The sequence below is a fragment of the Acetobacter senegalensis genome (assembly GCF_001499615.1).
Taxonomy (GTDB): Bacteria; Pseudomonadota; Alphaproteobacteria; order Acetobacterales; family Acetobacteraceae; genus Acetobacter; species Acetobacter senegalensis.
The window spans coordinates 457,327-483,097 of sequence record NZ_LN606600.1; the positions used below are offsets into that span (position 1 = coordinate 457,327).

Consider the following 25,771-nt stretch of genomic DNA (forward strand, 5'->3'; position numbering starts at 1 on the left):
GGACGGCCCAGCCTGAGGCATGGCACATAATACCGCCATGATGCATTCCGCCGCCCGACTTATTCACCTTGTATCCCGCGCCGCCCTGATCCTTCCCTTTCTGGCACTGGCCACACGCCCAGCGCACGCTGCGGTTGATCTGGATGGTAAAGGTGTAAGCATCAGCACACCGTGCCTGACGCGCCTGCATGTGGCGGCTTCAACCGACATTCATGGCGCGGCACAACTGCCAGATGCCCTCCCCTCCGGCGTGACCGCCACTGTGGGCAAGGACAACGTAATCTACATTACCCAGGCCAACTGCACGGCCGCCACACCGCTGGCCAGCGCCCTGACCGTTACCACCCGCCCCACAACCCCTTTGACCATAGACAACGCAGACCGCACGGCAGTTTTGCTGGATGACCGCAAAAGCACGGTGTTCATCCGTGCCGGGTCCGCACCGGTGGAAATGGGCAAAGCGGGCGAACTGGGGCTGGTCTCCACCTCCACCGGCCCCATTACCATCCGCATCCTGTCAGATTCCGCGCGCATCCGCTCTGAAACGGCAGCACCTGTCACCATTCGTGCCATTACGGCCCCTGCGCTGGCGCTCTATCTGGGTGGATCAGCCACCTTCACCGCACAGTCCGGCCATTTGCAGGCGCTTGAAATCACCTCCGCCAGCACGGGGGATGCCGTGATGCATGGGAATACGGATGTGGGCGTTTTTCACGTCATGTCCAGCGGCAGCATTATTGTGGACAAGGTAGGCGACACTCTGGCGACGGAACGCGATGGCAGCGGCAAAATTATTCCAGACGCCAGCGCACCGCCTGCCCGCACCCATGCTGACCGTGTGACCGCAATACCATGAGCCTGCGCTTTTTTCCCTCTACCTTGCGCAGAAGCGTCCCCGGCCCACAGATTCGTATTTTCGTTACCCAGTTTTAACATTATGCTGCCGGGAACAGACACGGTGCCCCACCTCACCCCGCGTTGCACCGCAGCGCCGGGAAAATTCCCCGTACGCTAAGGAAGATCACGCTTGTCCCTCTGCCGACTTTTTATCATGCGGCCTGTCGGCACCATTTTAATGGCCCTGGCCTTTGTGCTGGCAGGCGTGTTTGCCTACCGCGCCATGCCGGTGGCTGATCTGCCCAATATTTCCGTCCCCGTAATCTATGTTGTGGCGTCCCAGCCCGGCAGTTCGCCGCAGCAGATGGCCAGTTCTCTCACCACCCCGCTTGAACGGCATCTGGGCCAGATTGCGGGCCTGACCAGCATGCGCTCCGATTCAACGGACAAGGACGCCTTTGTCCTGATGTTTTTTGATGACAGCCGGGATATCAACGGGGCCGCGCGTGATGTGGAAGCCGCCTTGCAAGCTGCCCGGCAGGACATGCCCAACACCCTGCTGATGCCGCCGCAATATTATAAAGCCAACCCTTCTGACAGCCCGATCATGCTGGCGGCCATGACATCGGATACCCGGTCCCCCTCCGCTTTGCGGGATCTGGCGGAAACGCGGCTGAAGCCTCTGCTTTCCGGGGTAAAGGGCGTGGGCTGGGTGGAACTGGTAGGTGCCTCCAAACCCGCGGTCCGCGTGGAAATGAACCCCCTGCTGCTCTATAAATATGGCGTGGGGTTTGAAGATGTGCGCTCGGCGCTGGCCTCTGCCAACGCCAATACCCCCAAAGGCTTCGTGGATTCCGGCGGCCAGCGCCTGACGCTAGAAACAAATGATCAGGCCCGCACGGCAGAGCAGTATCGGGATCTGGTGATTGGTTACCGTAACGGGCGGCCCGTGCGGCTGACCGATGTGGCCAAGGTGCGCGACGGCCCGCAGGATGAGCGCAAGGCGGGCTGGTATAATAAAAAGCCCGCCATTATCACGGTTATCCGCCCGCAACCCGGCGCGAACGTGATTGAAGTGACAGACGCCATCCGCGCACGCGCTGAAATTCTCAGCAATGCGCTGCCGCCTGATGTGTCTTTCAAACTGGTGTCAGACCGGTCCGTATCCATCCGTGGCGCTCTGATTGATACGCAATATACCTTGCTGATCTCGGTCCTGCTGGTGGTGCTGGTGGTGCTGGCGTTTCTGCGCAGTTGGCGTTCCACGCTTATTCCAGCCATTACCGTGCCCATCTCACTGGCTGGTTCTCTGGCCATCATGCATGTGCTGGGGTTCTCGCTGGATACCCTCTCGCTGATGGCGCTCACCATCGCCACCGGCTTTGTGGTGGATGACGCCATTGTAGTGGTAGAGAACATTGCCCGTCACATGGAAGCGGGCATGAGCCGCATGGAGGCAACACTTCTGGGCTCGCGCGAGATTGCGTTCACCATTCTCTCCATCACCATTTCCCTGATTGCGGTTTTCCTGCCCCTGCTTCTGCTGGGCGGTGTGCCGGGCAAGATCTTCTTTGAATTCGCCATGACGCTGACAACAGCCGTCACGGTCTCGTTTTTCCTGTCCATCTCGCTCACCCCCATGATGTGCGCCTACATGCTGGAAGTGCATCAGGAAGGGGGCCATCATACCGTCAGCAGGAACATTCTGGTCCGCATGGCCTCCCTTCTGGCCGACGCCACGGATAAGGGGCTGGAATGGCTGATGCGCGGCTACACCCGCTCGCTCCGCTGGGCATTGCGGCATCCGTGGCTCATTTTATCTTCCCTGCCGCTCAGCTTCTTTGCCACCATCGGCATTCTGATCGTGATGTCCAAAACCATTCTTCCGGCAGAAGATATCTCGCTGATTGAAAGCTATCTGAGCACGGACCAGACCAGTTCCTTCACCGCTACATCAGACAAGGCCCGCAAAGTGGTGCAGGCCATGATGGTTGACCATGATGTTGAAGCCGTTCTGGGCTTTGCAGGCGAGGATTCCGCCAATGAAGCGCAGGTTTTTGCGCAGTTGACGGATAAGGCAAGCCGCACCTCAACACCGGAGCAGATTGCCGCCCGTGTGCGGGCGCGGGTGCGCGATATTCCGGGCCTTACCGCCAGTATTTCCAATGCCGGGGATATCAATGGTGGTGGGCAGCGCCAGCATCAGGGCACCTACACCTACATCTTCCAGAGCGATAATGATGAGGACATCTATACGTGGGTGCCGCGCCTGACGGAACTGCTGCGCAAAAGCAAGGTTCTGGTTGGGGTCAACAGCCAGCTTTCCGGCAACGGTACCGCCATGCATGTGCTCATTCAGCGTGATACCGCAGCCCGTTATATGGTAACGCCCCAGTTGATCGGAAATGCACTGTACGATGCCTTCGGGCAGAGAACAGCCTCGGCCATATCCACACCGCTGACGACCTATTACGTGGTGATGGAAGTTGAAAAATATTTCCGTGAAAACCCGGATACCCTCAAAACGCTCTGGGTCTCCACCGCTGGCGGCACGGCCTCTGGCGCCATTGCATCCAACACAGTGCGCGTCAAAAAACCGACCGATGCCTCAACATCGCAGGCCGTCACGCTGAGCGAGCAATCCTTCCGCAACGCCATTGCCAACCGGCTGGCAGGTGGCGGTGCCGGAGCCTCCAACGGGTCGGCTGTGTCTTCTTCCTCTGAAACCATGGTGCCACTCCCCACCGTGGCGCGGCTGGTCACTACCCCCACCCCGCTACAGGTCAGTCACGAGAACGGGTTTATCTCCGGCTCCATATCCTTTGACCTCGCCCCCGGAAAATCCCTGGGCGATGCAACATCTGAAATTCAGAAGGCCATGATCAGCCTTCATACGCCCATTGCCCTGCACGGAGATTTCTCCGGTCAGGCCGGAGATATGAAGAAAAACATGATCAATGAACTGCTGGTGTTCATAGCGGCATTGGCCACCATGTATGTCACGTTGGGTATTCTGTATGAAAGCTACATCCAGCCCCTGACCATTCTCTCCACCCTGCCATCCGCCGCCGTGGGGGCGATGCTGACACTCTGGATCTGTCAGGAACCGTTCTCCCTGATCGCCATGATCGGTGTTATTCTTCTGGTCGGGATTGTGAAGAAAAACGCCATTCTGATGATTGATTTCGCCCTCCATGTCGAGCGCGAGCAGAACCTGCCCCCGCGGGAGGCTATCTATCAGGCGTGCATCACCCGCTTCCGCCCCATTCTGATGACAACCCTAGCCGCCGCCTTTGGCGCGGTGCCGCTTGTGTTTGGGCATGGCTATGGCTCTGAACTGCGCCGCCCGCTGGGCATTGCGGTCATAGGCGGGTTGGCCACAAGCCAGTTGCTCACCCTGTATTCCACGCCGGTTGTGTATCTGTTCATGCATCGCCTCAGCGCATGGACACGCCGCAAGGCCACCGCGTTGCGCAACCGCTTTGCCGGCAGGCACCGGCCCGATGCGGATGTTGCGTCCTCTCATCCCTCCTGAGGGCAACTCACATGGTCATTCCCGCCAAAAGACGGTAAGACACAGGCCATTCATCCAACCAGACAAGGACGAGAAAAACCATGTCAGCCGATACCCTGCCCGATCGCCTCTCCGTCAATCCGGAAAGCCCGTTCTTCAATGGTGAGCTTCTGGAACGCGGCATTGGGGTGCGCTTCAAGGGCGTGGAAAAAACCAACGTGGAAGAATACTGCATCAGTGAAGGCTGGATCCGCGTGGCCGTGGGCAAAACCGTTGACCGGCACGGCAACCCCCTGACCATGAAACTTCAGGGCCCGGTGGAAGTTTGGATCAAGGACTGAACTGCTCTCAGCACATACCACATCGATAATTAGGGGACTTAACTAATTATCGATGTGTGTTAACGTAATTGTGTAAATGTGACAGCGTCCAGGGAGACACTCATGGCCCAGCCTGAAACCGGTACCAAGCCGGACCTTCACTACACTGTTGTTATCGTGGGGGGCGGAACTGCCGGTATCGCGGTAGCGGCCCGTCTTCTGCACGAACGTCCGAGCCTTGATATCGCTATTATCGAGCCCTCCACCACCCACGCTTACCAGCCGGGTTGGACATTGGTGGGCGCTGGCACCATGACCCTGAAAAGCACGCTCCGCCAGGAAGGCGGCCTTATTCCCTCCGGCTGCACCTGGCTGCGTGCTGCCGCAGCATCTTTCCAGCCGGATGAAAACCAGGTGACACTGGAAGATGGTCGCACCGTGGCCTACAACCGTCTGGTAGTCTGCCCCGGCCTGCAACTGGACTGGGACAAGATTGAGGGCCTGAAGGAAACGCTGGGCCGCAATGGCGTGTGCAGCAATTATTCCAAGGAAACGGTGGAATATACCTGGACATGCATTCAGTCCCTTGCTGGCGGCACCGCCCTGTTCACCCAGCCGCCCATGCCTATCAAATGCGCAGGCGCTCCGCAGAAAATCGCGTATCTGGCATCTGACTACTGGCGCAAGCACGGCACGCTGTTCCGTACCAATGTGGAATTCTGCCTTGCCGGGGATGCCCTGTTCGGCGTGGCCTATTACCGTCCGCCGTTGCAGGAAGCCGTTGATTATTACGGCATCAACCTGCAGTACAAGCACAATCTGGTTGCCGTAAACGGCCCGGAACGCAAGGCGACATTTGCCGTCACCAATGCGGAAGGCCAGACCGAGCATGTGGTGAAAGAGTTTGACATGCTGCATGTCACCCCACCGCAGAGCGCGCCGGACTTCATCAAGCAGAGCCCGCTGGCCAATGGTGGCGGTTGGGTGGATGTGGACCCCACCACCCTGCAACACACCAAATACCCCGCCATTTTCGGGCTTGGCGACGTTATCGGCACGTCAAACGCCAAGACCATGGCCGCAGCCCGCGCCCAGACGCCCGTTATCACCAAAAACCTGCTCGCCTCTCTGGATGGCAAGCCGCTGACAGGGGCTTACGACGGCTATGGCGCCTGCCCGCTGACGGTAGCGTACGGCAAGATTGTGCTGGCCGAGTTCCTGTATGGCGGCAAACCTGCCCCCAGCTTCCCTTATGATCAGCGCAAACCCAGCCGTTTTGCCTGGTTCCTGAAATCCACCGTGTTCCCGCGCGTGTACTGGGACATGATGCTCAAAGGCCGGGATGTCACCGTGCCGCATCATCCGGACTGGATCAAAGGCTGACCCATTGATGATATCAGCGTCCTTCTCCTGACGGAGAGGGACGTTTTAAACGCTGGGTAAAGTCATCAACGCGTAAACGCTGCCGAGACGTATGTGTGACTGAAGGCGTTGGCGTTGGGTGCTTGATGCAAGGCGTCGAGACAAAAATTCCCCCCTTCAGCCTCAAAAACACCAGCAAACTGGCACTGGCACTGGCACTGGCACTGGCACTGGCACTGGCACTGGCACTGGCACTGGCACTGGCACTGGCACTGGCACTGGCACTGGCACTGGCACTGGCACTGGCACTGGCACTGGCACTGGCACTGGCACTGGCACTGGCACTGGCACGTTATCAGCCAAGTTCCTCAGCCAAGTTCCTGCGTCAACAGCACTGTGCGGTGATCGTCTCGGGCTGGACAATGCCCTATCCATCCAAGAGTGAGACGAGAAAATACCCTTCCCTCCCTGCCGCTCCACGCCCGAAGTGTCGGAACGCGAGGGTGAGCAACGGTCCGTGTTGTTCCCACATAAGGAGACACTTTTCTCCTTCACCTGTTGCATGCTCTCTGGCAGGCTGCCGTCTTCTCCTCTTCCCGTGCCCCGATATGCCTGCATAATGGCATAGTCATTTCGCTTCCGAACACCTTGTGGATCGGATAGCCCCCTCTGTTTTTCTTCTGCCTCAGGGATACTTCGTGACCAATCCGACACTCCTTGTCTCCGTTCCCTCCTGTTTTTACCCCTTCGGTATTTCAGCAACACGCGCAGCGTGCTGCGCCGGGCTCCCCACAACGAAGGTTGTTCTGTCATGATCGCGCGGCTTCTTGTGCTCTCTCTGGGGGCGTTTGTCTGGCAGGTGACGGAAATTCTGCCAATCGGGTTACTGACAGATATCGCCCATGGGTTGAATGTCTCGGAAGCGCAGGTGGGCATGCTGGTTACGGGCTATGCTTGGCTGGTTGCCCTGACCGCCATTCCGTTGACCATTCTGACATCCGGCATGGACCGCCGCTTTCTTGTTGCGCTGCTTCTGGCTTTGGTGGGGGCCGTAAACCTGCTCTCAGCCATGGTGCCCAGTTACACCCTCATGGCGCTGCTGCGCATTGTACTGGCGCTGGGGCATGGGGTGTTCTGGTCCATTATTTCCGGTCTGGCCGTCAGGCTCGCGCCCGAACTCCCCATTGCGCGCGCAACGGCCATCGCTTTTACGGGCGTTGCCGTTGCATTTGCGGGCGGTATTCCTCTGGCCTCCGCCATCGGGCACTGGATTGGCTGGCGCGCCGCCTTTTCCCTCAGCGGGGTTCTTGGCGTAGTGGTGCTGGCGGCTGCACTGGTGTTGCTACCTCCGCTCCCCAGTGCCAAGCGACATATTGATATCCGCCACCTGATACGCCAGCCCGTATTGCGCTACATCGCCCTGCTGACTGCCTGCGCCGTCACCGCCCATTTTACCGCCTACACTTACGTGGTGCCGCTACTGCAAACGCTGGCGCATGCGCCATCAGCCCAGATTCCGCTCATGCTGCTGGTATTTGGCGGAGCCGGTATTCTGGGTAACTGGGTTGGCGGGCGGCTCCCCTTCTCCGCCGGGCGGACAGTCGGGTTCTCCCTGATCGGCCTTGTGGCCAGCTTCGGGCTGCTGGTGCTTTCCGCTCAGTTCAACGCCGTGGCCTGGGTTGATCTGACCCTGTGGGGCATGGTTTCCGCCCTTATGAATCTCGGTCTGCAAAGTTACGCGCTGGAACTGGCCCCCAGCCAGCACGAAGCGGCCTCCTCATTTTGCGTCACGGGCTTTAACGCCGGTATTGGCACAGGCGCGCTGGTGGGAGGCATGGTGCTTTCTGGTGGCGGGGCCATAGCCGTTATGGTCTGTGGAGCCGTGCTGGCCTGCGTGGCCTGGGTTGTGCTGCAAAAAAAGCCGCAGCGCCAAGCCGCTTCCTCCTGAACTCGTCCATAAAAAAAGGCTCCTTCATGGAGCCTTTTTTACGCACAGCCTGATGGCTCGGGCAATCAGAGCTTATTCCTTATCAATATCCCGCTTGGGCAGCAGAGCAGGCACAAACACCAACGTTGCCAGCAACGTGCAGCCCAGAGAGAGCAGCAACAGCCGCCCCATGCTGGCCGTGCCAGGGTGATGGGAAAGTGCCAGAGAGCCAAACGCGGTGCCTGTTGTCAGGGCAGAGAACAGAACAGCGCGCGCAGTGGGAGACGCCAGCGGGTGCTGCACACCATCCCGCCAGTTCATGACGAAATAGATGTTGAAAGACACCCCAACGCCCAACAGCAGCGGCAGAGCAATGATGTTGGCAAAGTTCAGTGTTTCCGGCAGCAGCACAATCAGGATCACCGTCATGAGGGCAGAAAGCATCAGCGGGGCCAACACCAGCGCCATATCCCGGATACGACGCAGAGCCAGAAAGAGGATCAGCGCGATCATGACAATGGCGGCAGCCGCAGCCTGTTCAAACGCCCGCACGATAGAGCGCGCGCTCTCCACAATATCCACGGCTGTCCCGGCAATATCGGGGGCTTCCTTTTGCAGGGATGTCACAAACTTGCGGAGCGCCCCACTGTTGGACATCACACCATTGGGATGCACTTCCACCAGCGCACGGCCATCGGGCAGCAGGTAATCATCCGCCAGTTCAGGCGGCACGTCTTTCACCGTGACCGGCTTTGCCTGAAGCATCACGCGCAACTGGTCCAGTTCCTGCGGCAGGAAGCGCACCAGCGCCGTGTTGGCATCCTGCACAATCTGGTCAGATGACGTGGCCAGTTTCGCCAAAGCCGCCTGAATACGACGGAGCGGGTCCTGCTGCGGCAGTTTATCCAGAATACCGCCAAGAGCCGTGGCCGTGTTCTGCGCGGCATCCCGCAACGCCTGCGCATCTGGCGCTGGTTTGGGAGACGGCACAATCAGGGTAGGCAGCAAGACCGTTGCGGCGTCCTGAATCAGGGCGAGTTTTTCATCCTGCTTTTCCGGCACGAAGGAGCCCAGCCACATGGCATCATGCACGCCGGGCACTGCGGAAAGACGGGCTGCCTGCGCCTTGGCTTCATCCAGAGATTTCACCAGCAGTTCCGCACTGTAAGGCGAAGACTGCGGATTTGTCATAAGCAGATGCAGCGCCTTCATCCCCTCGGAATTGGGGTTCTTGGTGTGCAGCGGGTCACCATCAAATTGCAGGCGCGGCACAAGGGCCAGCCCTGCCACAGCTACGGCACCAAAAATACCCAGCAGAATCTTGCGGTGATGGCGAATTTTCACATCCACCGGCTGCATGAAGGCATAGCCCATGCTCGGACAGTCCAGCGGCGGGTGAAAGATTTTCAGCAAGGCCGGAAGAAGGCTGGTGGTGCAAACAAACGCCACCATCATGCCAATGCCGGCAATTAGCCCAAGCTGGGCCACGCCCAGAAAAGCGGTAGGCGTAAAGGCCAGAAACCCGGCGGATGTTGCCAGCGCAGCCACCAGAATCTGGTGCCCGGTTTCATCTCCCGTTTCAGCCAGCGCGGCCAGAATGCCCTGCTCGCTTTCTCCATTCTGGTGCTGGGCCCGGAACCGGACCGAGAACTGAATGGCAAAATCCACCGCTATCCCGACAAACAGAATGGCGAACGCGACCGAGATCAGATTAAGCGTGCCGACCGCCACGGCGGCAAAGCCGGTGGTCAGCAGCAGACCCACAACCAGCGTGACCACAATAGGCAGCACCACGCGCCAGGAATGCACGGCCAGCGTCAGCCATAACGTCACCAGAGCCAGAGACCCCAGTAACCCCGCCACCATGCCTTCGGCCACGGTGGCAAATTCCTCGTCATCAAGCTGCACCTGGCCAGTGAGATGCACCTTTACATGGCCGTTGCGCACAAACTCCAGAGACTGCGCCGCCTTGCTCATGGCATCCGCCGCTGCACCACCCGGCTGGAAGGAGCCGTAATCCAGCTTGGGCTTGGTGATGACAAACTGGTAACGCCCGGCCAGATCGGACAGCTTCCCCCCGAGCAGTTGCTCCCACGAGAGGAGCTGCGGGTGCCCGGCCGCCGCTTTTTCCATATTGTCAGCAAAGCCGGAAAGCGCGGTCTGAAAGCCGCCCAGATCCGCCTGCCCCTGCTTCACGCCCTCGGCGATAAGGGAAAGGGTGCCAAACAACCCACGGGCGGAGGGGTCCTGCGCCAGAGCGGACAGGAAGGGCTGGGCCGTAATGGTGTCATTCAACACCTGGGAAAGCGGCTGCGGGTCAAGAAACATCAGGCCGTTGCGCACCAGATACGGGTTTGCATCCGGTCGCTCGGCAAAGTTGAAGTGGGTGTGGTCGGCCGCAAGCCGCTCCGCCAGCAAGCGCGCGGTCTCACGCCCTTCCTCCGGCAGGTCGGCCTCAATCACCGCAACCAGAAGGTTTTCCTTCTGCGGGAACAGCCGCCCCATTTCATCAGACCGCTGTTTCCACTCCAGCCGGTCAGAGAGCATCTTGCTGGTATCTGTGGTGACCCCCAGAAAATTCATGCCCGCAAAAACGGCGCCACCCGAGAGAATGAAGAACAGGGCGACCACAGCGTAAGCGTGACGGGCGCAGAATGTAATGAAACGACCTATGGGTGCGGAGAGCATAGCTGGCGATCAGTTCCCAAAAATTCACGGCGCAAGGCCAAAAGCTGTTTTCGTTTGGCCCAACCGCCCCGCTTCATGCAAGGGATGATGTCAAAAGCAGGCACGTCCCGCGTTATAGACCAGAACGGGAAAGAGGATTTTTACCCACAGACTGAGCGCAGGATGCGGGCCGTTCGGCCCCTTGCGCGGGGGTATCCCACCTGTGTTCAAGCACCTGCCACAGGCAGAGGGACGGCACGCCCCATGCAATTTCTCGCACACGTTTGATCAGGGAAAGCGCAATGGCGACGGGGGGCGCCACACCAAACAGGCTGCCCACCAGAATATAGCCGCCTTCAGAAACCCCAAGGGCGCCGGGCACAGCAAAGCCTGCGGATTTTGCGGCCTCACCCACGCCCTCAATCACGAAGCCAACGGCCAGAGAGCGGTCATGACCCAGAAAATGCAGAATCAGGCACACTTCCACTGCGCCCAGCGCCCATGCCAGATACTGAAGGATCAGAGCAGAAACGGCGTTCCGCTTGACCTTGTAGAGGCCGAGCACTTCCTGATGCAGCCCGCGTATGCCATCCACACCGTTCCAGCCAAGATGCCCCGCGATTTTCACCAGCAGCACCTCAACAAACGCCACGGCCCCCAACCACTGGCTGGCGAACACCGCCAGCCCGATGGCCAGCGCCACCAGCGCGCTTTCCAGCAGTTCATCCGTCACATGGGAGCGTTTGACCAGAAAGAGCAGCAGGCCCAGCCCCATGAAGGTGAATAATACCTGACTGAGCAGTTCGAGCGTGAGATCACAAATGGTCGCGGCGGCAGCCTTGCGCGTGCCAAGCCCGCGTTTGGCGAGCAGGCGGCTGGACCACACTTCCCCACCCACCTGCGCGACCGGCAGAAGATTGTTGATTCCCTCCCGCACGCAGCGGAGGGCAAAATAGTCCTGCCAGGAGAGGGATGCGCCATGTTTATGGCCCGCAATGGTGCGCCATGCCTGCGCGGAAAGTGCGACCTGAATTGCGTGAAAAACTATGGCGGCCAGCACACCCCAGCCGCCTGTTACCATCAGGGAAAGGATGGAACGAGCGCCGAACTGCATCAACATCCAGACAGTCAGCCCCAGTCCCAGAAGACCTGCGATGACGGTAACCCGCTTCATTCTTCCCCCTGCTTTTTCAGGACCGCGCGCTCACGCAGCAGCCCTGTTCTGATCAGACCTTAATCTGACGCAGCAAAGCAAGTGACTCCACACACGCAGCGGCCGCTTCACGCCCTTTGTTATGAATGTCATCGCGGGAGCGAAGTTCCGCCTGCTCATCGGTATAGGTGGTCAACACCCCAAACGCGATGGGCACTTCCGTCGCCAGAGAAGCCTGCATCAGGCCCATGGTGGTGCCCAGACTGATGAACTCAAAATGCGCCGTATCACCCTTGATCACGCAACCAAGGCAGATCACGCCTTCATACCGGCCAGATTTTGCCAGTGTCTGCGCCAGAAGCGGCATCTCGAACGCGCCGGGGGCTGCAAAAATATCGTTCTCACCTACGGTAATATTGTGCTCGCCCAGCCACGCAATGGCGCCATCGCGCAAGCCGCCCGTCACGTCCTCATTAAAGCGGCTGACAATCAGGGCCAGACGCGGGGCGGGAACCAGATTGAGGTCCGGCAGAGAAACCGGAATCCGTGTGCTCATAAAATCATCCTTGCTTTGCAGACAGTCTCAAATTCAGGCGGCCGGTTCAGACCGCCGCGCTGACCGTGGCGTCACTCACGGAAAAGTTACTCAGCCGATGCCCCATGCGCTGCCGCTTGGCATTCAGGTAAGCCCGGTTGAAGGGGTTAACAGGTGTTTCCAGCCCGATTCTCTTGCGCACCATGAACCCACGCGCTTCAAGCGCGCGCACCTTGTCCGGATTGTTGGTGAGCAGATCAAGCTGCCCCACGCCCAGATCACGCAGAATGGCGGCGGCGGATGTCCAGTCCCGCACATCGGTTGCAAAACCCAGCTTGTGGTTGGCATCCACCGTATCAAGCCCGGCGTCCTGAAGTTCGTAAGCGCGGATCTTGTTTACAAGCCCAATGCCCCGGCCTTCGTGCCCACGCACGTAAACCAGCACTCCGGTTTCCGCCTGCCCTATGGCTTTCAGGGCTGCGTGCAACTGCGTGCCACAATCACACCGCAAGGACCCCAGCGCATCGCCCGTCACGCATTCGGAATGCAGCCGCACCAGTGGCACAGCACCGGGCGCTGCGGGGTTGCCCTTCACCAGCGCCACGTGCTCCACATCCTGCGCATCTCGGAACGCATGGATCACCAGATCTTCCCCGCCATAAGCGCTGGGCAGTGAGGCTTCCGCCAGATCAACCAGCGTTTCTTCCGGCGAGGAGGAGGCTGCTTCCGCGTCCGTTACATCAGAAGCCAGAGGTGTCAGCCCATGGGCGCTGATCCATCGCACCAGTTCCGCAATGGAGATAATGGGCATGTCATGCTTACGGGCATACACTTCCAGTTCCGGACGGCGGGCCATGGTGCCGTCCTCATTCAGAATCTCGCAGATCACGGACGCAGGGCGCAGCCCCGCCAGCTTGAGCAGATCAAGCGAGCCCTCCGTATGGCCAATCCGTTCCAGCACACCGCCGGGGGCAGCACGCAGCGGGAAGATATGGCCGGGTGTCGCCAGATCAGCCGGGGTTGCGGTTTCAGACGCTGCAACCTGCACCGTATGGGAACGATCTGCAGCGGAAATGCCGGTGGAAACCCCTTCCCGCGCCTCGATTGACACCGTAAAGGCCGTGTGGTGGCGGGCAGTATTATCGCGCACCATCATGGGCAGCCCCAGCCGCTCCACCTGCTGCGGTGTAAGAGGCAGACACACCAGCCCACGCGCATGGGTGATCATGAAGTTCATGGCCTCGGGCGTCATGAACTCGGCGGCCATCACCAGATCGCCTTCATTCTCACGGTCTTCATCGTCCGTCATGATAACCATGCGTCCGGCCCGCAGGGCTTCAACCGCCCGTGCCAGCGCCGCAGAGGGAAGAGCAGGCACCACAGCCGCCCCTTTCACTTTGTCTGGCATAGAACCTCCACGTATTTTGCAATCACATCCACTTCCACATTCACGGCATCTCCTACGGAAAGGGTGCCGAGCGTGGTGTGGGTCCAGGTATGGGGGATGATCATCAGCGCAATAGGAAATACGCCGTCTTTCACGTCCCCAATCTCGTTCAGGGTCAGGCTGATGCCATCCAGTGTGATGGAGCCTTTTTCCACCATGTAGCGGCGCAGGTTTTCCGGCACCTCAAACACCACGCGGCGGGCATCGCCCGAGGGCGTACACTCGGCAAACCGCGCTGTGCCATCCACATGCCCTTGCACAATATGGCCTGAAAGCCGGGTGGCAGGGGTTACGGCGCGTTCCAGATTGACACGGCTGCCAGTCTTGAGCGCCCCAAGGGTGGAGCGGTCCAGCGTTTCACTGCTGATAAAGAACCGCGCCACGCCGGTTGCCGCAGGTTCAACTGCTGTCAGGCACACGCCATTCACGGCAATACTTTCGCCTTCAGCAATATCTGTGAGCCCCGTATCCACTTCCACCATCAGGGATTTGTCTCCCGGTTCGGCTTTCAGAACATGGCCAAGAGATTCAACTATTCCGGAAAACATGCTTGCTCCTGCGTGCACCGAGCCCACTCCGGAAACAGAGCAAGCGGTGTAACATCATGACGGGTTGAAACGGTGTAATGGTCCACCCCGGCGGCGTTCTGGCGAATGGTCAGCCAGTCGTCCCACAAATTCAGTTCTTTCAGGGCGGCCAGAAGTGTTGGCCCGGCCTCCACCAGCACCCACAGGGCATCTGTCTTGGCCAGCAGGGCGGGAAGATCGGCACAGGAGCGGCAGAACAGAACATCAAACTGCTTCTGCCGTTCGGCCAGCCAGTCTTCCGGTGTGTGCGCCTTCTGGCCACACACCACCAGCAGACGGCGACGGTCCGCGTAATCAGGCACATGCCGCACGGTAAAGGCAGGGTTATCCGCCATAACAGTGCCCGTGCCTGTCACCACGCCATCCGTAGCGCGGCGCAGCACATGCGCGAATTTCAGAGATTCAGGAGAAGTGAAGGTTGTCTGCCCTTCAGGCGGCACCATTGTGCCAGCACTGTTCACGGCCTGCTTGACCGTAATCCACGGTCTGCCTTCCGTCATTTTACAGGCAAACGGCGCAAGCAAAGCCTTGCACAAAGCAAACAGGGCAGCCCCGTTCGTGCTTTCTTCCAACCAGTGCACGCTTATACCAGCCTCAACCAGACGCGCAGCGCCGCCCCCCGCCACTGTGGGGTTGGGGTCTGCACAACCAATCCAGACGGTTTTGACCGGAGAAGCCAGCAAGGCTTCCGTGCAGGGGCGTGTGCGCCCTGTATGGTTGCAGGGTTCAAGCGTGACCACGGCTGTCCGCACACGATCAAACACGCCAGCCTGTTTTGCCTGTTCCAAAGCAAGGCGTTCTGCATGCAACGCGCCTGCCTTGTGGTGGGCCGCAACGCTCAGCACCTCGCCTTCGGCATCCAGCAGCGCGCACCCTACTGCGGGGTTGGGTGCTGTCTGGCCCAGATAGCGGCATGCTTCTGCCACAGCCGTACGGAAAGCCTGCCCGACCTGTTCAGGCACAAACACTGGCGCAAAGTGCGAAGGATTTTCCTGCAACGCCCTGACTCCATTATCTGCCTTGACCACACCAGACAGACTCAGGGCATACAGCGGCTTTCACCGCCTGCCGCCTTCCATACAGAAAGAGCAGACGCCGCCATCGTTCTCTCTCATCCGGACTATCACCGTCGGCTCCGGAATTACACCGGATCTGCTGACCCTGCCGTAGCAGGCGCTCGCGGGCTTATGGCAGGCTGACCTGACCACTTACCGCCGGTAGGGAATTGCACCCTGCCCTGAGAACGTCACACCCGCCAGAAAAGCGGCTGTATTTCGTATGATGGGGATAATACGCTCAGCATGCAAGAGAGAAATACATCACGCTTTTGAGTGAGCCTTTAGCGCAAGCCGCCATGGCCCCGTCGGAACCCTTTTTCCGCGCTCATTCCGCCCGGTATGCAATCTTGTAAAATGTTTCGGCTTAATTATGATCAGGCATCTGTCATGCTCCTGCAAAACCGACCGAGGCAACCATGATGTCCCGAGTGATCTCTCCTGCACAGAAGAGTGTGAAAGCCTCCGCATGACTTTCCGTGCCTTATGGTTTTTCGGGCCATCCTGTTGGCAGATAGCAAGAAAATTGCACAGGTTGCGCTTTCCTGCGTGCGCTCCGCTGGCCCATTCCGCCTGATCTGGATACCATGCAGCCACGACCCGGCTCCTCTCCGCATTCTATGGAACCACCCATGACCAAACCCAACATGGCGGGCCAGCCGCCTTCTCGCCACCCGGAAGAAAGCTCTGGTGTGGCCGGATGGATTGACCGCCGCCTACCTGTCATCAGTGGTTTCAGGGCGGAGTATATTGATTTCCGCATGCCGAAGAATCTGAACGGCCTGTGGAACTTCGGTGCGATTCTCACGGTCGTTCTGCTGCTTATGCTGGCAACCGGCACCTTTCTGGCCATGCACTTCATCCCCACCGCAGCAGAAGCCTTTCTTTCTGTTGAGGCTATAGACCGGCAGTTGCCCGGTGGGTGGATGCTGCGCAGCATGCATATGGTCGGGGCCAACCTGTTTCTGGCAGCGCTCTATATCCATCTGTTTCGTGGGCTGTATTACGGCTCCTACAAGGCCCCGCGTGAAATTCTGTGGATCAGCGGCCTTGTTCTGATGGTGCTGGTCATGGCCACGGCTTTTGCCGGTTACGTGCTGCCATGGGGGCAGATGTCCTTCTGGGGGGCAGATGTCATCAGCAAGGCCGTGGGTGCAGTGCCGGTTATTGGCAACACGCTGGAACATATTCTGGCGGGCAGTGATCAGTTGGGCGATATTTTTCTGCACCGCTTTTTTGTCATTCACTTCATTCTGGCATTTCTGGTTGTTGCCGTGGTGGGGGTGCACGTTGTGGCAGTTCATGTGGCGGGCTCCAACAACCCACTGGGCATAGACCCCAAAACCCCCAAAGATACCGTGCCTTTTCATCCATACTTCACCAGCAAGGATCTGGTGGGGCTGGTGCTCTTCGCTCTGGTGTTTGCTCTGCTGATGTTCTTCTGGCCCGGCCTGCTGACTGAACCAGACAACTACGCCCCGGCAGACCCCATGCACACCCCGGCGGATATCGAGCCGGAATGGTACTTCCTGCCTTTTTATGGCATGTTGCAGTCCGTGCCTTCCAAGTTTGGCGGCCTGCTGGCGGCGGCTGGCTCCCTGCTGATTCTTTTTGCCCTGCCCTGGCTGGACCGTTCCCCCGTGCGGTCCATGCGCTTCCGGCCTCTTTGCCGCGTCGGCCTGCTGGGGCTGGTCGTAGCATTTGTGCTGCTGGCACTGGTCGGTAAACACCACGCTCAGGGAAGCTGGATGGCGCTTGGGCGCGTGTCTCTACTTTATTATTTTGGCTATTTTCTTGTGCTCCTCCCCTTGGCACCGCGTCTGGAAAAAACACGCCCCTTGCCTGCCTCCATTTCCGCTGCGCAGGGAGACGCCTGAATGTCTGTTCGCGCATTTTTAGGGGGTGCATGCCTGCTCTCCGGCCTGTTCCTGGCAACACCTGAGCAAACCGCTCTGGCTCAGACGCCCTCCGCTCCGGCTTCTTCCCCGGCGGCTGCACCGGCAGAACCCGCAGCCCCGCCTCACCAGAAATGGAGCTTTGACGGAGCGTTCGGGCAGTTTGATCAGGCCAGCCTGCAACGTGGCTTTCTGGTGTATGACCATGTGTGTTCCACCTGCCATGGCATGCGCAGCCTGACCTATAATGATCTGGCGGGTATCGGCCTGAGCTCCAAAGCCATTTCAGACCTTGCGCATAGCAAGCAGTTCCCCGGGCCGGTAGATGAGGACGGGCAGCCGACAACCCGCCCCGGCACGCCGGATGACCACTTCAAATCCCCTTTCCCGAGTGAAGCCGCCGCAGCAGCCATGATGGGCGGCGTAGCCCCGCCTGATCAGTCCCGCCTTGCCTTGATCAAGCCCCACGGGGCAGACTGGCTTTACGCGTTCCTGACCGGCTACCGCATGCCACCACCGCCCGGCGCGCCCATGGTGCCCGGCAAGTTCTACAATGAATGGACTGACGGCCACCTGATTGGCATGCCTCCACCACTGGTAGAAGGTGGCGTGAGCTTTCCGGATGGCACCAAGGCCACGGTGGACCAACAGGCACGCGATGTTTCAACTTTTCTGGTCTGGGCCGCTGACCCACACCGCAATGCACGCCACCATATTGGCAAAGGGGTTGTGCTTTACCTGATTGTTCTGCTTCTGCTGGCCATTGCATGGAAGAAGAAAATCTGGAAACGCCTGGACGGAAACTGACAGATGGAAAACACCTCCCCCGCACCGCAGAACACGCCTGAAACCGATACCCCGGAACACACCGCCGGTCGGCGTGATTTTCTGGGCATGGTGACAACGGCAGGCGCTGTAACCGGCGTTGCCGCATGCACTATCCCGTTTCTGGAAAGTCTGGCCCCGCAGGATAGCGCCTCCGCCCATCTGCCCGTTGATGTCGATCTCTCCAAACTGGCTCCCGGCCAGCAGACAACTGTGGTCTGGCAGGGCAAGCCCGTGTTCATTCTGCACCGCACCCCAGAAGACATTGCCAAACTTCAGGATGCCGCGCTGACAGACCGCCTGCGGGACGGGGATTCGCATGATCTGCAACAGCCTGCCTATGCCAAGAACTGGCATCGGTCGCTCACGCCTGAATACGGTGTGTATGTAGGAATCTGCACCCATCTGGGGTGTGTACCATCTTATGCACCCGCCCCCGGCGGGGCACCGGCAGAGGCCAAGGCCGCTCCGGCTGGCGGCTATGCCTGCCCTTGCCATGGTTCAAAGTTTGATCTGGCAGGGCGCGTCTTCAAGGGGGCACCCGCCCCCTACAACCTGCCGGTTCCCCCTTACTTCATGCCCAACCCGACCACCATCAGGCTGGGTGAAAACCCCAAGGGACAGGATTTCGATTTCTCAACCATTGTGCAGATCTAAAAGGCTGTTTGAAAACCCTGTCCGGTTGGTCTGATGTAAAAAACGGTGCCTTTCAGGGGGCTCACTGTGCGCTGGCATGCCATGCGGTTACGGCATCCAGCGTTTTGCTGACATGCGTTTCCGGGTCCTGGCTGGTGTAGCTCAGCACAATCTTGTCGTCCGGCGTAATCACGTAAGACGAGCGGTCTGAATGCAGAAACATGCCCTGCGAGCTGAGTGATTTATAAAGACCAGCCACTTTTGCACCGGGGTCTGCCAGCACGGCAAACTTGCTTCTGCATTCTTCCTTTGAAAACTCAGCAACACGGTCCACATTGCCCGCCGTTACCCCAACAACAGTCGCGCCCTGTTTGGCAAAATCCTCCGTTGCCTCAGCAAAAGCATGGGCTTCCAGTGTGCACCCTTTGGTAAAAGCCGCCGGGAAGAAATAGAGCACCACCGGCCCCTTTTTCAGCGCATCCTTCAGAGAAAACGTGAGGAGCTTCCCCCCCAGCGCGCCCTGCAACGTAAAATCAGGGGCGGTTTCCCCTTGTGCCAGCGCGGCCAGCGCACGCTGCGCCCCCACCAGCGGCACGGCTGTTGCACACAGGCCAACAGCCGCCAAAGCAGTGCAGGATCGGATCATCACGGCGCGTAATACGGATTTCTTCGTCATGCTTTTCAACCATCCAGCTAGAGTGAAGGCCACCACCATGAGCCTAAACACGCCCTCACACCACTCCTCATTCTGGTAGCACCACCGACAGCCCGAACGCGGCACGTACCATAAACGACGGTGCCGTCTCACCCGCCTATTGAAACGAGCACGAAAGACCGAGGACAATCAGGCCCGCACCTCACTACTCATGCAAGAGCTGGGGATGCGAACTATCTTGTCGCGTCCTGATATTCTATGGCTCCTGCGCCTTTGCCCGCACGGCGTCAGAATGCCCAGACAGCATCACAGTTGAACCACAGCATATTGTTGGTGCCGTTTGTAACCACCGGGTTCTGCACCGTTCCGGCCTGATTGAAAGGCCGTGTACCATTCAGGGATTTGTCCAGCCGGATCTCTGGCCGCAGCGTGAATTTGCCCAGCCCCAAATTCTTGTTGATGAATTCCGGACGATAAGAGGCCCCAACCGTCAACTCCCCATACGTGGTGGGGGGCGCGTTGTAATACGGGTAAGGCCGGTTGCTCAGGGAATGCGTGTAGAACATGAAGCTGGCATATTCGCTCACGGTGCCACCGGTATTATCCCTGAAGACTTCCCCGCGCAGGTTGAACGTCAGCCATGGCTTGATATCCCACGCCAGATAGCTGGTGACCCCATACACGTCATCCCGTGTGGCGTTATCATGCAGATAGGTGCCGTCCACCGTAACGCTAAGCTTATCATTCACATGATACGTGGCCATGATATCCCCATTATACTGCATGAGGTGATTGGCATCAGAACCAAGGCCCGCGCTGGTCCAGCCATCGGGGGATGTCACGGCCCGCCCGTTGTTCCCTTCCGGCCCGAACCGCCCCATGGCGTGAATATCAAGCTTGCCATCCAGCAGATGGTTGAAGGCAAAGCCAAAATACCCTTTAGGTTTGTTATTGTTGCCTGCCGCGCCAAAGGTGGTGGAATTTCCGGCATCCACGCCCAGAATCCAGTCCACATGCTTGCTGAGATGCATAGTGGCCACAATGCCCACTGTCTGGAAGGGCACAATATAATCAGAAGCGTAATTGAAGGTATAGAAAGGCCGGGCCAGCGCGGGTGTGCCTTCCGCGCCCATCAGGCCGTACATCTGGCCCACCTGCACATCAATGCCGTGTTTGAAAATCCAGGGAAGATGCACGTCCACATGGGCCTGTGTTGGTGCCCACTGATACAAACCCGTAATAGCGCCATCGCCCATGCCGATTGTAGGATCAAACCGTGCATCGGAGCCGTACATGGCCTCCAGCACAAACCCTATGCCATATCCGCCACCAACGTCCGTTACCGGGTGGGAGAGTGATCCCATAATCTGGTTCATTGTAACGGTATTGGCGCGATCATTATAATACTGGCCAAAGTTTCGGCCTGACCGCGTCCATGGGTTGCCGGTAATTCCAGCTTCTATTGAAAGATGCCCTTCCAGCCCATCCCAGTACGATGCCGCATGGCCTGGCTTTGGGCGAAACAGATTGCCAATATGCGGGGCGCTCTGCGATGTCTCCGCCGCCGGGGCCGATGGGGGCGCGGCATGCTCGGTCTCCACACTCTGCGGCGAGAGAGGAAGTTGCTTCCCTGCCGGGGCCGCTGCCCCCTGTTGCGGTGTGGGTGCCTGCGGCTGTTGCTGCGCCTTTTTCCCCGCCCGTGCGGCGGAGGGATAGCGGTGCGCCCGTGAGGGATGAGTCAGTGCGGAGCGGGATTGCGGCGGATGCGCAAGCGATGATCTGGCATGCGCCTGTGGCATGTTGCCCGTTATCATCATGCTCCCCAGAGCAACCCCCGCCAGCCAGCTTTTATGCACCATTGGTCAACATCATTTCTTGTTCTTTTTAAGCCCGTTCCCCGAGGCCTGCTGCCGGGCTGCTTGCCCTGCCCTTACGGCCATTTCATGGCAAATGAGACCATTCGGCCTACTGCGCCTTGCAGCACAATCTTCAACTGCTTTTCCATCTTCTAGCTCTATACTGGAACCTTTCAGAGAGGCTTGATCACAAACCAGCCATGCCTACCCTCCGCCTTCCCTTTTTCCTCTCAGCCGCACCAAAACAATCTCACACCATTGGTATGAGATGACTTTTCTTTTTGGCCGATTATCAAACAGAAAGAAGGAGGCCATTGTGAGCCCCATACCGATGGCCGCAGCAGTGGCCACCGCTTCTGGTTCTAGGAGAAAAGAGTATGGCTGATACTGTTGTCATTTATCATTCTGGCTATGGTCACACCCGCAAGGTGGCGGAACATGTGGCCAAAGGTGCCAATGCCGAGCTTATCGCCATCAATGAACATGGAGATGTGACAGAGGCTGACTGGGCCAAGCTGAACGCTGCCCGCGCCATCATCTTCGGTGCGCCGACCTACATGGGCAACGCAAGCTGGCAGTTCAAAAAATTTGCTGATGCTTCTTCCAAAATCTGGTTCACCCGTGGGTGGGAAAACAAGATTTTCGGCGGCTTCACCAACAGCGCCAGCCTGAGCGGCGATAAAGGCTGCACGCTGGACTGGCTGAGCACGCTGGCCGCACAGCATGGCGGCATCTGGGTCAGCCTTGGTCTGCTGCCCAGCAACACCAAGGAAGCAAAGCGCACGGACCTCAACAATCTGGGTGGCTCCATTGGCCTGCTGGTACAGAGCCCGGCAGACGCCAGCGTGGATGAAATTCCGCAAGGTGATCTGGACACAGCGGTTCACTATGGCAAGCGGATTGCAGACATAGCGGCCCGTTTCTCCGCCGCCTGAGCCCTTTACCCAGTTTGTCAGCGAACGCCCCGGAAACGGGGCGTTCTGTTTTCAGCCCCCTTGCATCCGATGCCGTTTTCAGGCGTTTCAGACACAGTGCCAAAAGGCACATACCTGTCTTCTCTGCTGCGTCCTGCAAGGATAACTTGGTCATGAAAAACAAAGCATTCCATGCCTGTTTTATGGCAAGCCTGCTGGCGGTTGGGTTCCCTGCTTCTGTTTGGGCCGCAGGCAGGACAACACGCCTGCCCCACACGCCTTTTGCGCAGTCTGGCTCCGCATCTCCTTCTACGGCACCGACACCCAAGCCCGCCACGCCCACCACCACACAGACAGCCACTCCGCCAAACCGCTATTCAGACGGCACGGGGGATGAACTGGTTGACCGGCTGAATAATGCCCAGTTGAACCAGAACTACCGCGGCCCCTATTACTATCCGGGGCAGCCTGTTCCCCCTTTTCAGGCAACGGCTCCAGACAAGCTGACACCGGCTACCCCGGCCACATCTCCTGCGGTAACCGGGCCTAAACCCTCCACACCGCAACAGGCTCCCCTTACACCCCCTGCCACTCAGGGCACGCCTTTCCGATAAGGAAGACTTTCCCCCACATACGTGCGGCGGATGGCGTGTCATTTCCCGCATGCTTCACACTCCAGCCGAAGCTTTTGTGTGGGGGCGCAGTTTTTTTGTGAATAACTGCCATGCTCTCCCTCCGGCTGTCATTCTCCCCGGCATGATCCCATCTTCAAGATAGAGTTGGTCCTGCACAGGGCCTTACAGGAAGAAAGTAAGATCATCATGCCGCACGATAGAGCACCACACGAAACAAGTTCCCTTCACCATTTGGCAGAACGCGCGCTTGCGCAGCCCAAACTGGCCACCAAGGCAGAAGTGCTTGAACTGGCGGGGTTTGTGCTGAAAGGCGGCGAACACGCATCTGAACTGGAACGCGAAATCGCCAAGAAGGCACAGCATAATCTGGAAGGTGTTACGGCACCTGAACTTCAGGCACTGGCAACAAAAGTTCTGGCAGGTCGCAAATGAGCCATCCTTCCCATACCCCGCCCGCTCTTTCTTCTCTCCAGAAAGAACTGGAAGATCTGCAACGTAAAATTGCTGAATCAGAAAAGACGGAACCGAGGCATGTAGCGGCTCTGCGTAAACGCGAACGGGAAATCTCGGAAGAAATTGCCCGCCTTTCCCGTTAAGGAAAGAATACCTCAAGAAAGCAAGGCTGCCATGTCATGCCCGCTTCCATCATCATGGACGGGCAATCTTCCTTACCCCAGCGGAACAGGTTAGACATAGCGCAGCGTTGCTGCCTTTCGCTTTGGTTCAGCACAGTGCCTATTTTGCACTGTCGTAACGAGACTTTTTATTTTTGTTCCGGGATTGCGTATGCCTGAAAAGCCGTAACGCTACTCCGTTTTATAGATGAGATGAGTATAGAGATGCGTTTTATTCCCCTTATGGCCGTTGCCGCCAGCCTTGCCCTGACACCTGTTGCCAGCCACGCCACCTCCCTGCACACGCATTGGGAACAGTACAAGGCTGGGCGCGCCTTCCGCCATCTGTCCATGGATGGGCAGAAAGCCTTTGGTGATATCTTGAAAGCGCGTGATCTTCTGGCCGCAGGGAATACAGATGCCGCCATCCCGGCGCTGTATGACGCCAGCAAGCGCCTGACCGCCGCAGGCAAAGCCAGCACCAAATTCCAGGCCGCAGAAGCCTCCTTGCAGCCTGCTCCCCAGCATGCTCCCGCAACAGGCCACGTGCCTTCCACCACCCCGACAGACTGGATTCCGGTCGGCGGCGAATTTATTGCGAGCGAAACACTGGCACCTGAGAAAAAAGCAGCCGTAGCCACAGCCAACAAGCAGTTGCAGTCTGGTGACACGCAGCAGGCCGCGCAGAGCATGCAGGTTGTGGGTGAGGATGTGGATTTCATTGTCGCACTGGCCCCGCTGGCACAAACACAAGGCGCCCTGAACCGCGCCACTGTTTTCACGGAAGGCCGCCAGCCCAAAGAAGCACTGGATGCGCTGGACCAGACGCTCAACAGCCTTATCTTTGTCTCTCAGGATTTTGTGGAAACGGCCATTCCCGCCACTCAGGGCGGCAAGAGTGCAGCTACCTCCAAATAAGACCTAAATCTGAAAAGACCCGCTTTAACGAGTGGGTCTTTTCACAAGACTATTCTCATCCTCTTTCTTCAAAAGACCGATTTGCGGCCCAAGAGAGAGGAAGAAAGAGTTTTTCAATTTGAAAAACTGCTGCCAAAATGGTTGATTTGATGGCCCAGCGTAACATCACCGGGCCATCGCAGCCTCTTCTTCAGGCCACAAAAAGCCTGACCAGCCCGCCCCTTTCCAGCGCCTTCCATGCGGCAGAACGCCAGAGGGAGTGTCCTTACTGCTCTCCCTCCTTCCCATTCAGAAAGTCTTGGGGCAGCCTGTATCAGGCAGACTGCGGACAGCAGAGATTATCAAACTGCTGCCTGTAATCTATTGCCTGCGCCACCTTCCATGCCTCATCAAAGAAGTCTGAAGGTGGGCGCTCGCTTAGTCTGACCAGACCAATTGATCCTGCGGAAAACCCGACCAACCTGCGCATTTGCAACCTGCCGACAGGAGGCACCCTGAGCGGAAAGGACGAAATAGGCAGGATGGTGGCTAATCTGCCGCTCATTATTTCAGCATGGATCAACTCCAGAGACATGGTTTCAAGCCGGACAATAGGTTTGACGCCCGCCGCCTGAAAGCCCGTATCCACCAACTGCCTGCACCGCATGGCCTTGCTAAGAAGCGCTAACGGAAACTGTGCAGCATCCTCCCAACTGATGTCACGCTCTTCAGGAAAGGCATAAGCCGCCGTTCCCGCCAGCACCTGCTCCTCCTGATATAATGAGCGGACAACAAAAGCCTGTGCCTGCGGGCATTCCTCATAATACATGATGCCGATATCAAGCTGCTGTTTGGTCAGCCTTTCAATAATATCCGCATTGACCAGAACAGAAACATCGCAGGAAAAATCACCAATTTTTTCCTGTATCGCTTCAATCAGAACCGGAACAATGTGCACAGCCGTAGGGATAACCCCTATTTTCAGCGCACCCGCCAGATCCTGCCTGGTCAGAGACACCTCATTCCGCATTTCCGTCACACTATGCAGAATATCATGCGCCCATTTCAGAATACGGATGCCTTCTTCCGTAAAACCAAAGACCTTTTTCTTACGGTCAATAATAACAACGCCAAGTTCTTCTTCCAGTATCCGCACCGCGCGGGACAGCGCTGGTTGCGAAACATTACAGGCCACGGCTGCTTTTGAAAAACTTTTGAACCTGTCGATCTCCCGAAGATAATAAAGCTGCTTCAGAATCATATTTACTCCGGAAAACACGTCTTATCGTCCCCTAATTGACGATCAGCATGTCATATGATGATACCGTCCGCGCCTCTCACGCCGTGCCATAAGGAACCGGACAAGAAAAACGGTTGTCTGTTATAAAAAGAGCGCCCTCCTCCCGCCGCCAGAAAGGGCAGACCAAAAAGTCCACGCCA

Annotated in this window: 23 protein-coding genes and 1 riboswitch; of the genes, 14 read left to right on the forward strand and 9 right to left on the reverse strand. The window is 58.2% G+C overall.

What is annotated here, in order from left to right; genetic code table 11:
* Positions 1 to 19: 19 nt before the first annotated feature.
* The 6 genes from ASN_RS01980 to ASN_RS02005 all read left to right on the forward strand — a co-directional run bounded on the left by ASN_RS01980 (position 20) and on the right by ASN_RS02005 (position 7,981).
* Positions 20 to 856 carry a hypothetical protein gene (locus ASN_RS01980; RefSeq protein WP_058987051.1) on the forward strand — a complete coding sequence of 279 codons (837 nt, stop codon included), beginning with the start codon at positions 20 to 22 and terminating at the stop codon, positions 854 to 856.
* 195 nt (positions 857 to 1,051) lie between these two features.
* The gene (locus ASN_RS01985) at positions 1,052 to 4,372 is read left to right on the forward strand and encodes an efflux RND transporter permease subunit (RefSeq protein WP_407922291.1); all 3,321 of its coding nucleotides are present in this window, start codon (positions 1,052 to 1,054) and stop codon (positions 4,370 to 4,372) included.
* Between the two features lie 80 nt (positions 4,373 to 4,452).
* Positions 4,453 to 4,692 (forward strand): DUF3297 family protein, encoded by a 240-nt coding sequence (locus ASN_RS01990; RefSeq protein WP_006560414.1) that lies wholly within the window; start codon positions 4,453 to 4,455, stop codon positions 4,690 to 4,692.
* A 102-nt stretch (positions 4,693 to 4,794) separates the two neighbouring features.
* Complete coding sequence (locus ASN_RS01995; protein WP_058987053.1) at positions 4,795 to 6,054, forward strand: NAD(P)/FAD-dependent oxidoreductase; 1,260 nt, start codon at positions 4,795 to 4,797, stop codon at positions 6,052 to 6,054.
* Between the two features lie 125 nt (positions 6,055 to 6,179).
* Positions 6,180 to 6,653 carry a hypothetical protein gene (locus ASN_RS19390; protein ID WP_167541277.1) on the forward strand — a complete coding sequence of 158 codons (474 nt, stop codon included), beginning with the start codon at positions 6,180 to 6,182 and terminating at the stop codon, positions 6,651 to 6,653.
* Between the two features lie 191 nt (positions 6,654 to 6,844).
* Positions 6,845 to 7,981, forward strand: coding sequence for an MFS transporter (locus ASN_RS02005; RefSeq protein WP_058987054.1), 1,137 nt, complete (start codon positions 6,845 to 6,847; stop codon positions 7,979 to 7,981).
* 72 nt (positions 7,982 to 8,053) lie between these two features.
* Here ASN_RS02005 and ASN_RS02010 read toward each other — a convergent pair whose 3' ends face one another.
* The 6 genes from ASN_RS02010 to ribD form a co-directional block, all read right to left on the reverse strand.
* Positions 8,054 to 10,648, reverse strand: a complete 2,595-nt coding sequence (locus tag ASN_RS02010) for an MMPL family transporter (RefSeq protein WP_058987055.1) — start codon at positions 10,646 to 10,648, stop codon at positions 8,054 to 8,056.
* A gap of 112 nt (positions 10,649 to 10,760) precedes the next feature.
* On the reverse strand, positions 10,761 to 11,801 hold the full coding sequence (locus ASN_RS02015) for a lysylphosphatidylglycerol synthase domain-containing protein (protein WP_006558367.1): 1,041 nt from the start codon (positions 11,799 to 11,801) through the stop codon (positions 10,761 to 10,763).
* Between the two features lie 52 nt (positions 11,802 to 11,853).
* On the reverse strand, positions 11,854 to 12,336 hold the full coding sequence (ribH, locus tag ASN_RS02020) for a 6,7-dimethyl-8-ribityllumazine synthase (protein ID WP_006558368.1): 483 nt from the start codon (positions 12,334 to 12,336) through the stop codon (positions 11,854 to 11,856).
* Positions 12,337 to 12,382: 46 nt separating this feature from the next.
* Positions 12,383 to 13,723 carry a bifunctional 3,4-dihydroxy-2-butanone-4-phosphate synthase/GTP cyclohydrolase II gene (locus tag ASN_RS02025; protein ID WP_058987056.1) on the reverse strand — a complete coding sequence of 447 codons (1,341 nt, stop codon included), beginning with the start codon at positions 13,721 to 13,723 and terminating at the stop codon, positions 12,383 to 12,385.
* The gene (locus tag ASN_RS02030) at positions 13,708 to 14,310 is read right to left on the reverse strand and encodes a riboflavin synthase (RefSeq protein WP_058987057.1); all 603 of its coding nucleotides are present in this window, start codon (positions 14,308 to 14,310) and stop codon (positions 13,708 to 13,710) included. Before ASN_RS02030 ends, ASN_RS02025 begins: the two co-directional genes overlap by 16 nt.
* On the reverse strand, positions 14,295 to 15,311 hold the full coding sequence (ribD, locus tag ASN_RS02035) for a bifunctional diaminohydroxyphosphoribosylaminopyrimidine deaminase/5-amino-6-(5-phosphoribosylamino)uracil reductase RibD (protein ID WP_058989057.1): 1,017 nt from the start codon (positions 15,309 to 15,311) through the stop codon (positions 14,295 to 14,297). Before ribD ends, ASN_RS02030 begins: the two co-directional genes overlap by 16 nt.
* 137 nt (positions 15,312 to 15,448) lie before the next feature.
* A riboswitch (FMN riboswitch) is annotated at positions 15,449 to 15,598 on the reverse strand.
* Positions 15,599 to 16,036: 438 nt separating this feature from the next.
* Here ribD and ASN_RS02040 point away from each other — a divergent pair.
* Genes ASN_RS02040 through petA form a run of 3 tightly spaced genes read left to right on the forward strand, consistent with a single transcriptional unit; the run spans position 16,037 to position 18,781 of the window.
* Positions 16,037 to 17,281: a cytochrome b gene (locus ASN_RS02040; protein WP_407922292.1), complete on the forward strand. Its 1,245-nt coding sequence runs from the start codon at positions 16,037 to 16,039 to the stop codon at positions 17,279 to 17,281.
* Positions 17,282 to 18,106 carry a cytochrome c1 gene (locus ASN_RS02045; protein ID WP_082666540.1) on the forward strand — a complete coding sequence of 275 codons (825 nt, stop codon included), beginning with the start codon at positions 17,282 to 17,284 and terminating at the stop codon, positions 18,104 to 18,106.
* 3 nt (positions 18,107 to 18,109) lie between these two features.
* Positions 18,110 to 18,781, forward strand: a complete 672-nt coding sequence (gene petA, locus ASN_RS02050; protein ID WP_082666541.1) for a ubiquinol-cytochrome c reductase iron-sulfur subunit — start codon at positions 18,110 to 18,112, stop codon at positions 18,779 to 18,781.
* Positions 18,782 to 18,842: 61 nt separating this feature from the next.
* Here petA and ASN_RS02055 read toward each other — a convergent pair whose 3' ends face one another.
* On the reverse strand, positions 18,843 to 19,436 hold the full coding sequence (locus ASN_RS02055; protein WP_082666765.1) for a peroxiredoxin: 594 nt from the start codon (positions 19,434 to 19,436) through the stop codon (positions 18,843 to 18,845).
* Positions 19,437 to 19,702: 266 nt separating this feature from the next.
* Positions 19,703 to 21,274 (reverse strand): outer membrane beta-barrel protein, encoded by a 1,572-nt coding sequence (locus ASN_RS18415; protein ID WP_082666542.1) that lies wholly within the window; start codon positions 21,272 to 21,274, stop codon positions 19,703 to 19,705.
* 374 nt (positions 21,275 to 21,648) lie between these two features.
* On the opposite strand from ASN_RS18415, the gene ASN_RS02065 reads away from it, so the two are divergent.
* The 5 genes from ASN_RS02065 to ASN_RS02080 all read left to right on the forward strand — a co-directional run bounded on the left by ASN_RS02065 (position 21,649) and on the right by ASN_RS02080 (position 24,352).
* On the forward strand, positions 21,649 to 22,206 hold the full coding sequence (locus ASN_RS02065; RefSeq protein ID WP_006558380.1) for a flavodoxin family protein: 558 nt from the start codon (positions 21,649 to 21,651) through the stop codon (positions 22,204 to 22,206).
* 152 nt (positions 22,207 to 22,358) lie between these two features.
* Complete coding sequence (locus tag ASN_RS02070) at positions 22,359 to 22,799, forward strand: hypothetical protein (RefSeq protein ID WP_058987058.1); 441 nt, start codon at positions 22,359 to 22,361, stop codon at positions 22,797 to 22,799.
* A gap of 207 nt (positions 22,800 to 23,006) precedes the next feature.
* A complete protein-coding gene (locus ASN_RS02075) occupies positions 23,007 to 23,252 on the forward strand; it encodes a hypothetical protein (RefSeq protein ID WP_058987059.1) in 246 nt (81 codons plus the stop codon).
* Positions 23,249 to 23,416 carry a hypothetical protein gene (locus ASN_RS19395; protein ID WP_157765078.1) on the forward strand — a complete coding sequence of 56 codons (168 nt, stop codon included), beginning with the start codon at positions 23,249 to 23,251 and terminating at the stop codon, positions 23,414 to 23,416. The genes ASN_RS02075 and ASN_RS19395 overlap by 4 nt, the downstream gene beginning before the upstream one ends.
* Positions 23,417 to 23,659: 243 nt before the next feature.
* A complete protein-coding gene (locus ASN_RS02080; RefSeq protein ID WP_058989063.1) occupies positions 23,660 to 24,352 on the forward strand; it encodes a YfdX family protein in 693 nt (230 codons plus the stop codon).
* 313 nt (positions 24,353 to 24,665) lie between these two features.
* Here ASN_RS02080 and ASN_RS02085 read toward each other — a convergent pair whose 3' ends face one another.
* Positions 24,666 to 25,592, reverse strand: coding sequence for a LysR family transcriptional regulator (locus tag ASN_RS02085; protein ID WP_006558386.1), 927 nt, complete (start codon positions 25,590 to 25,592; stop codon positions 24,666 to 24,668).
* Positions 25,593 to 25,771 lie beyond the last annotated feature (179 nt).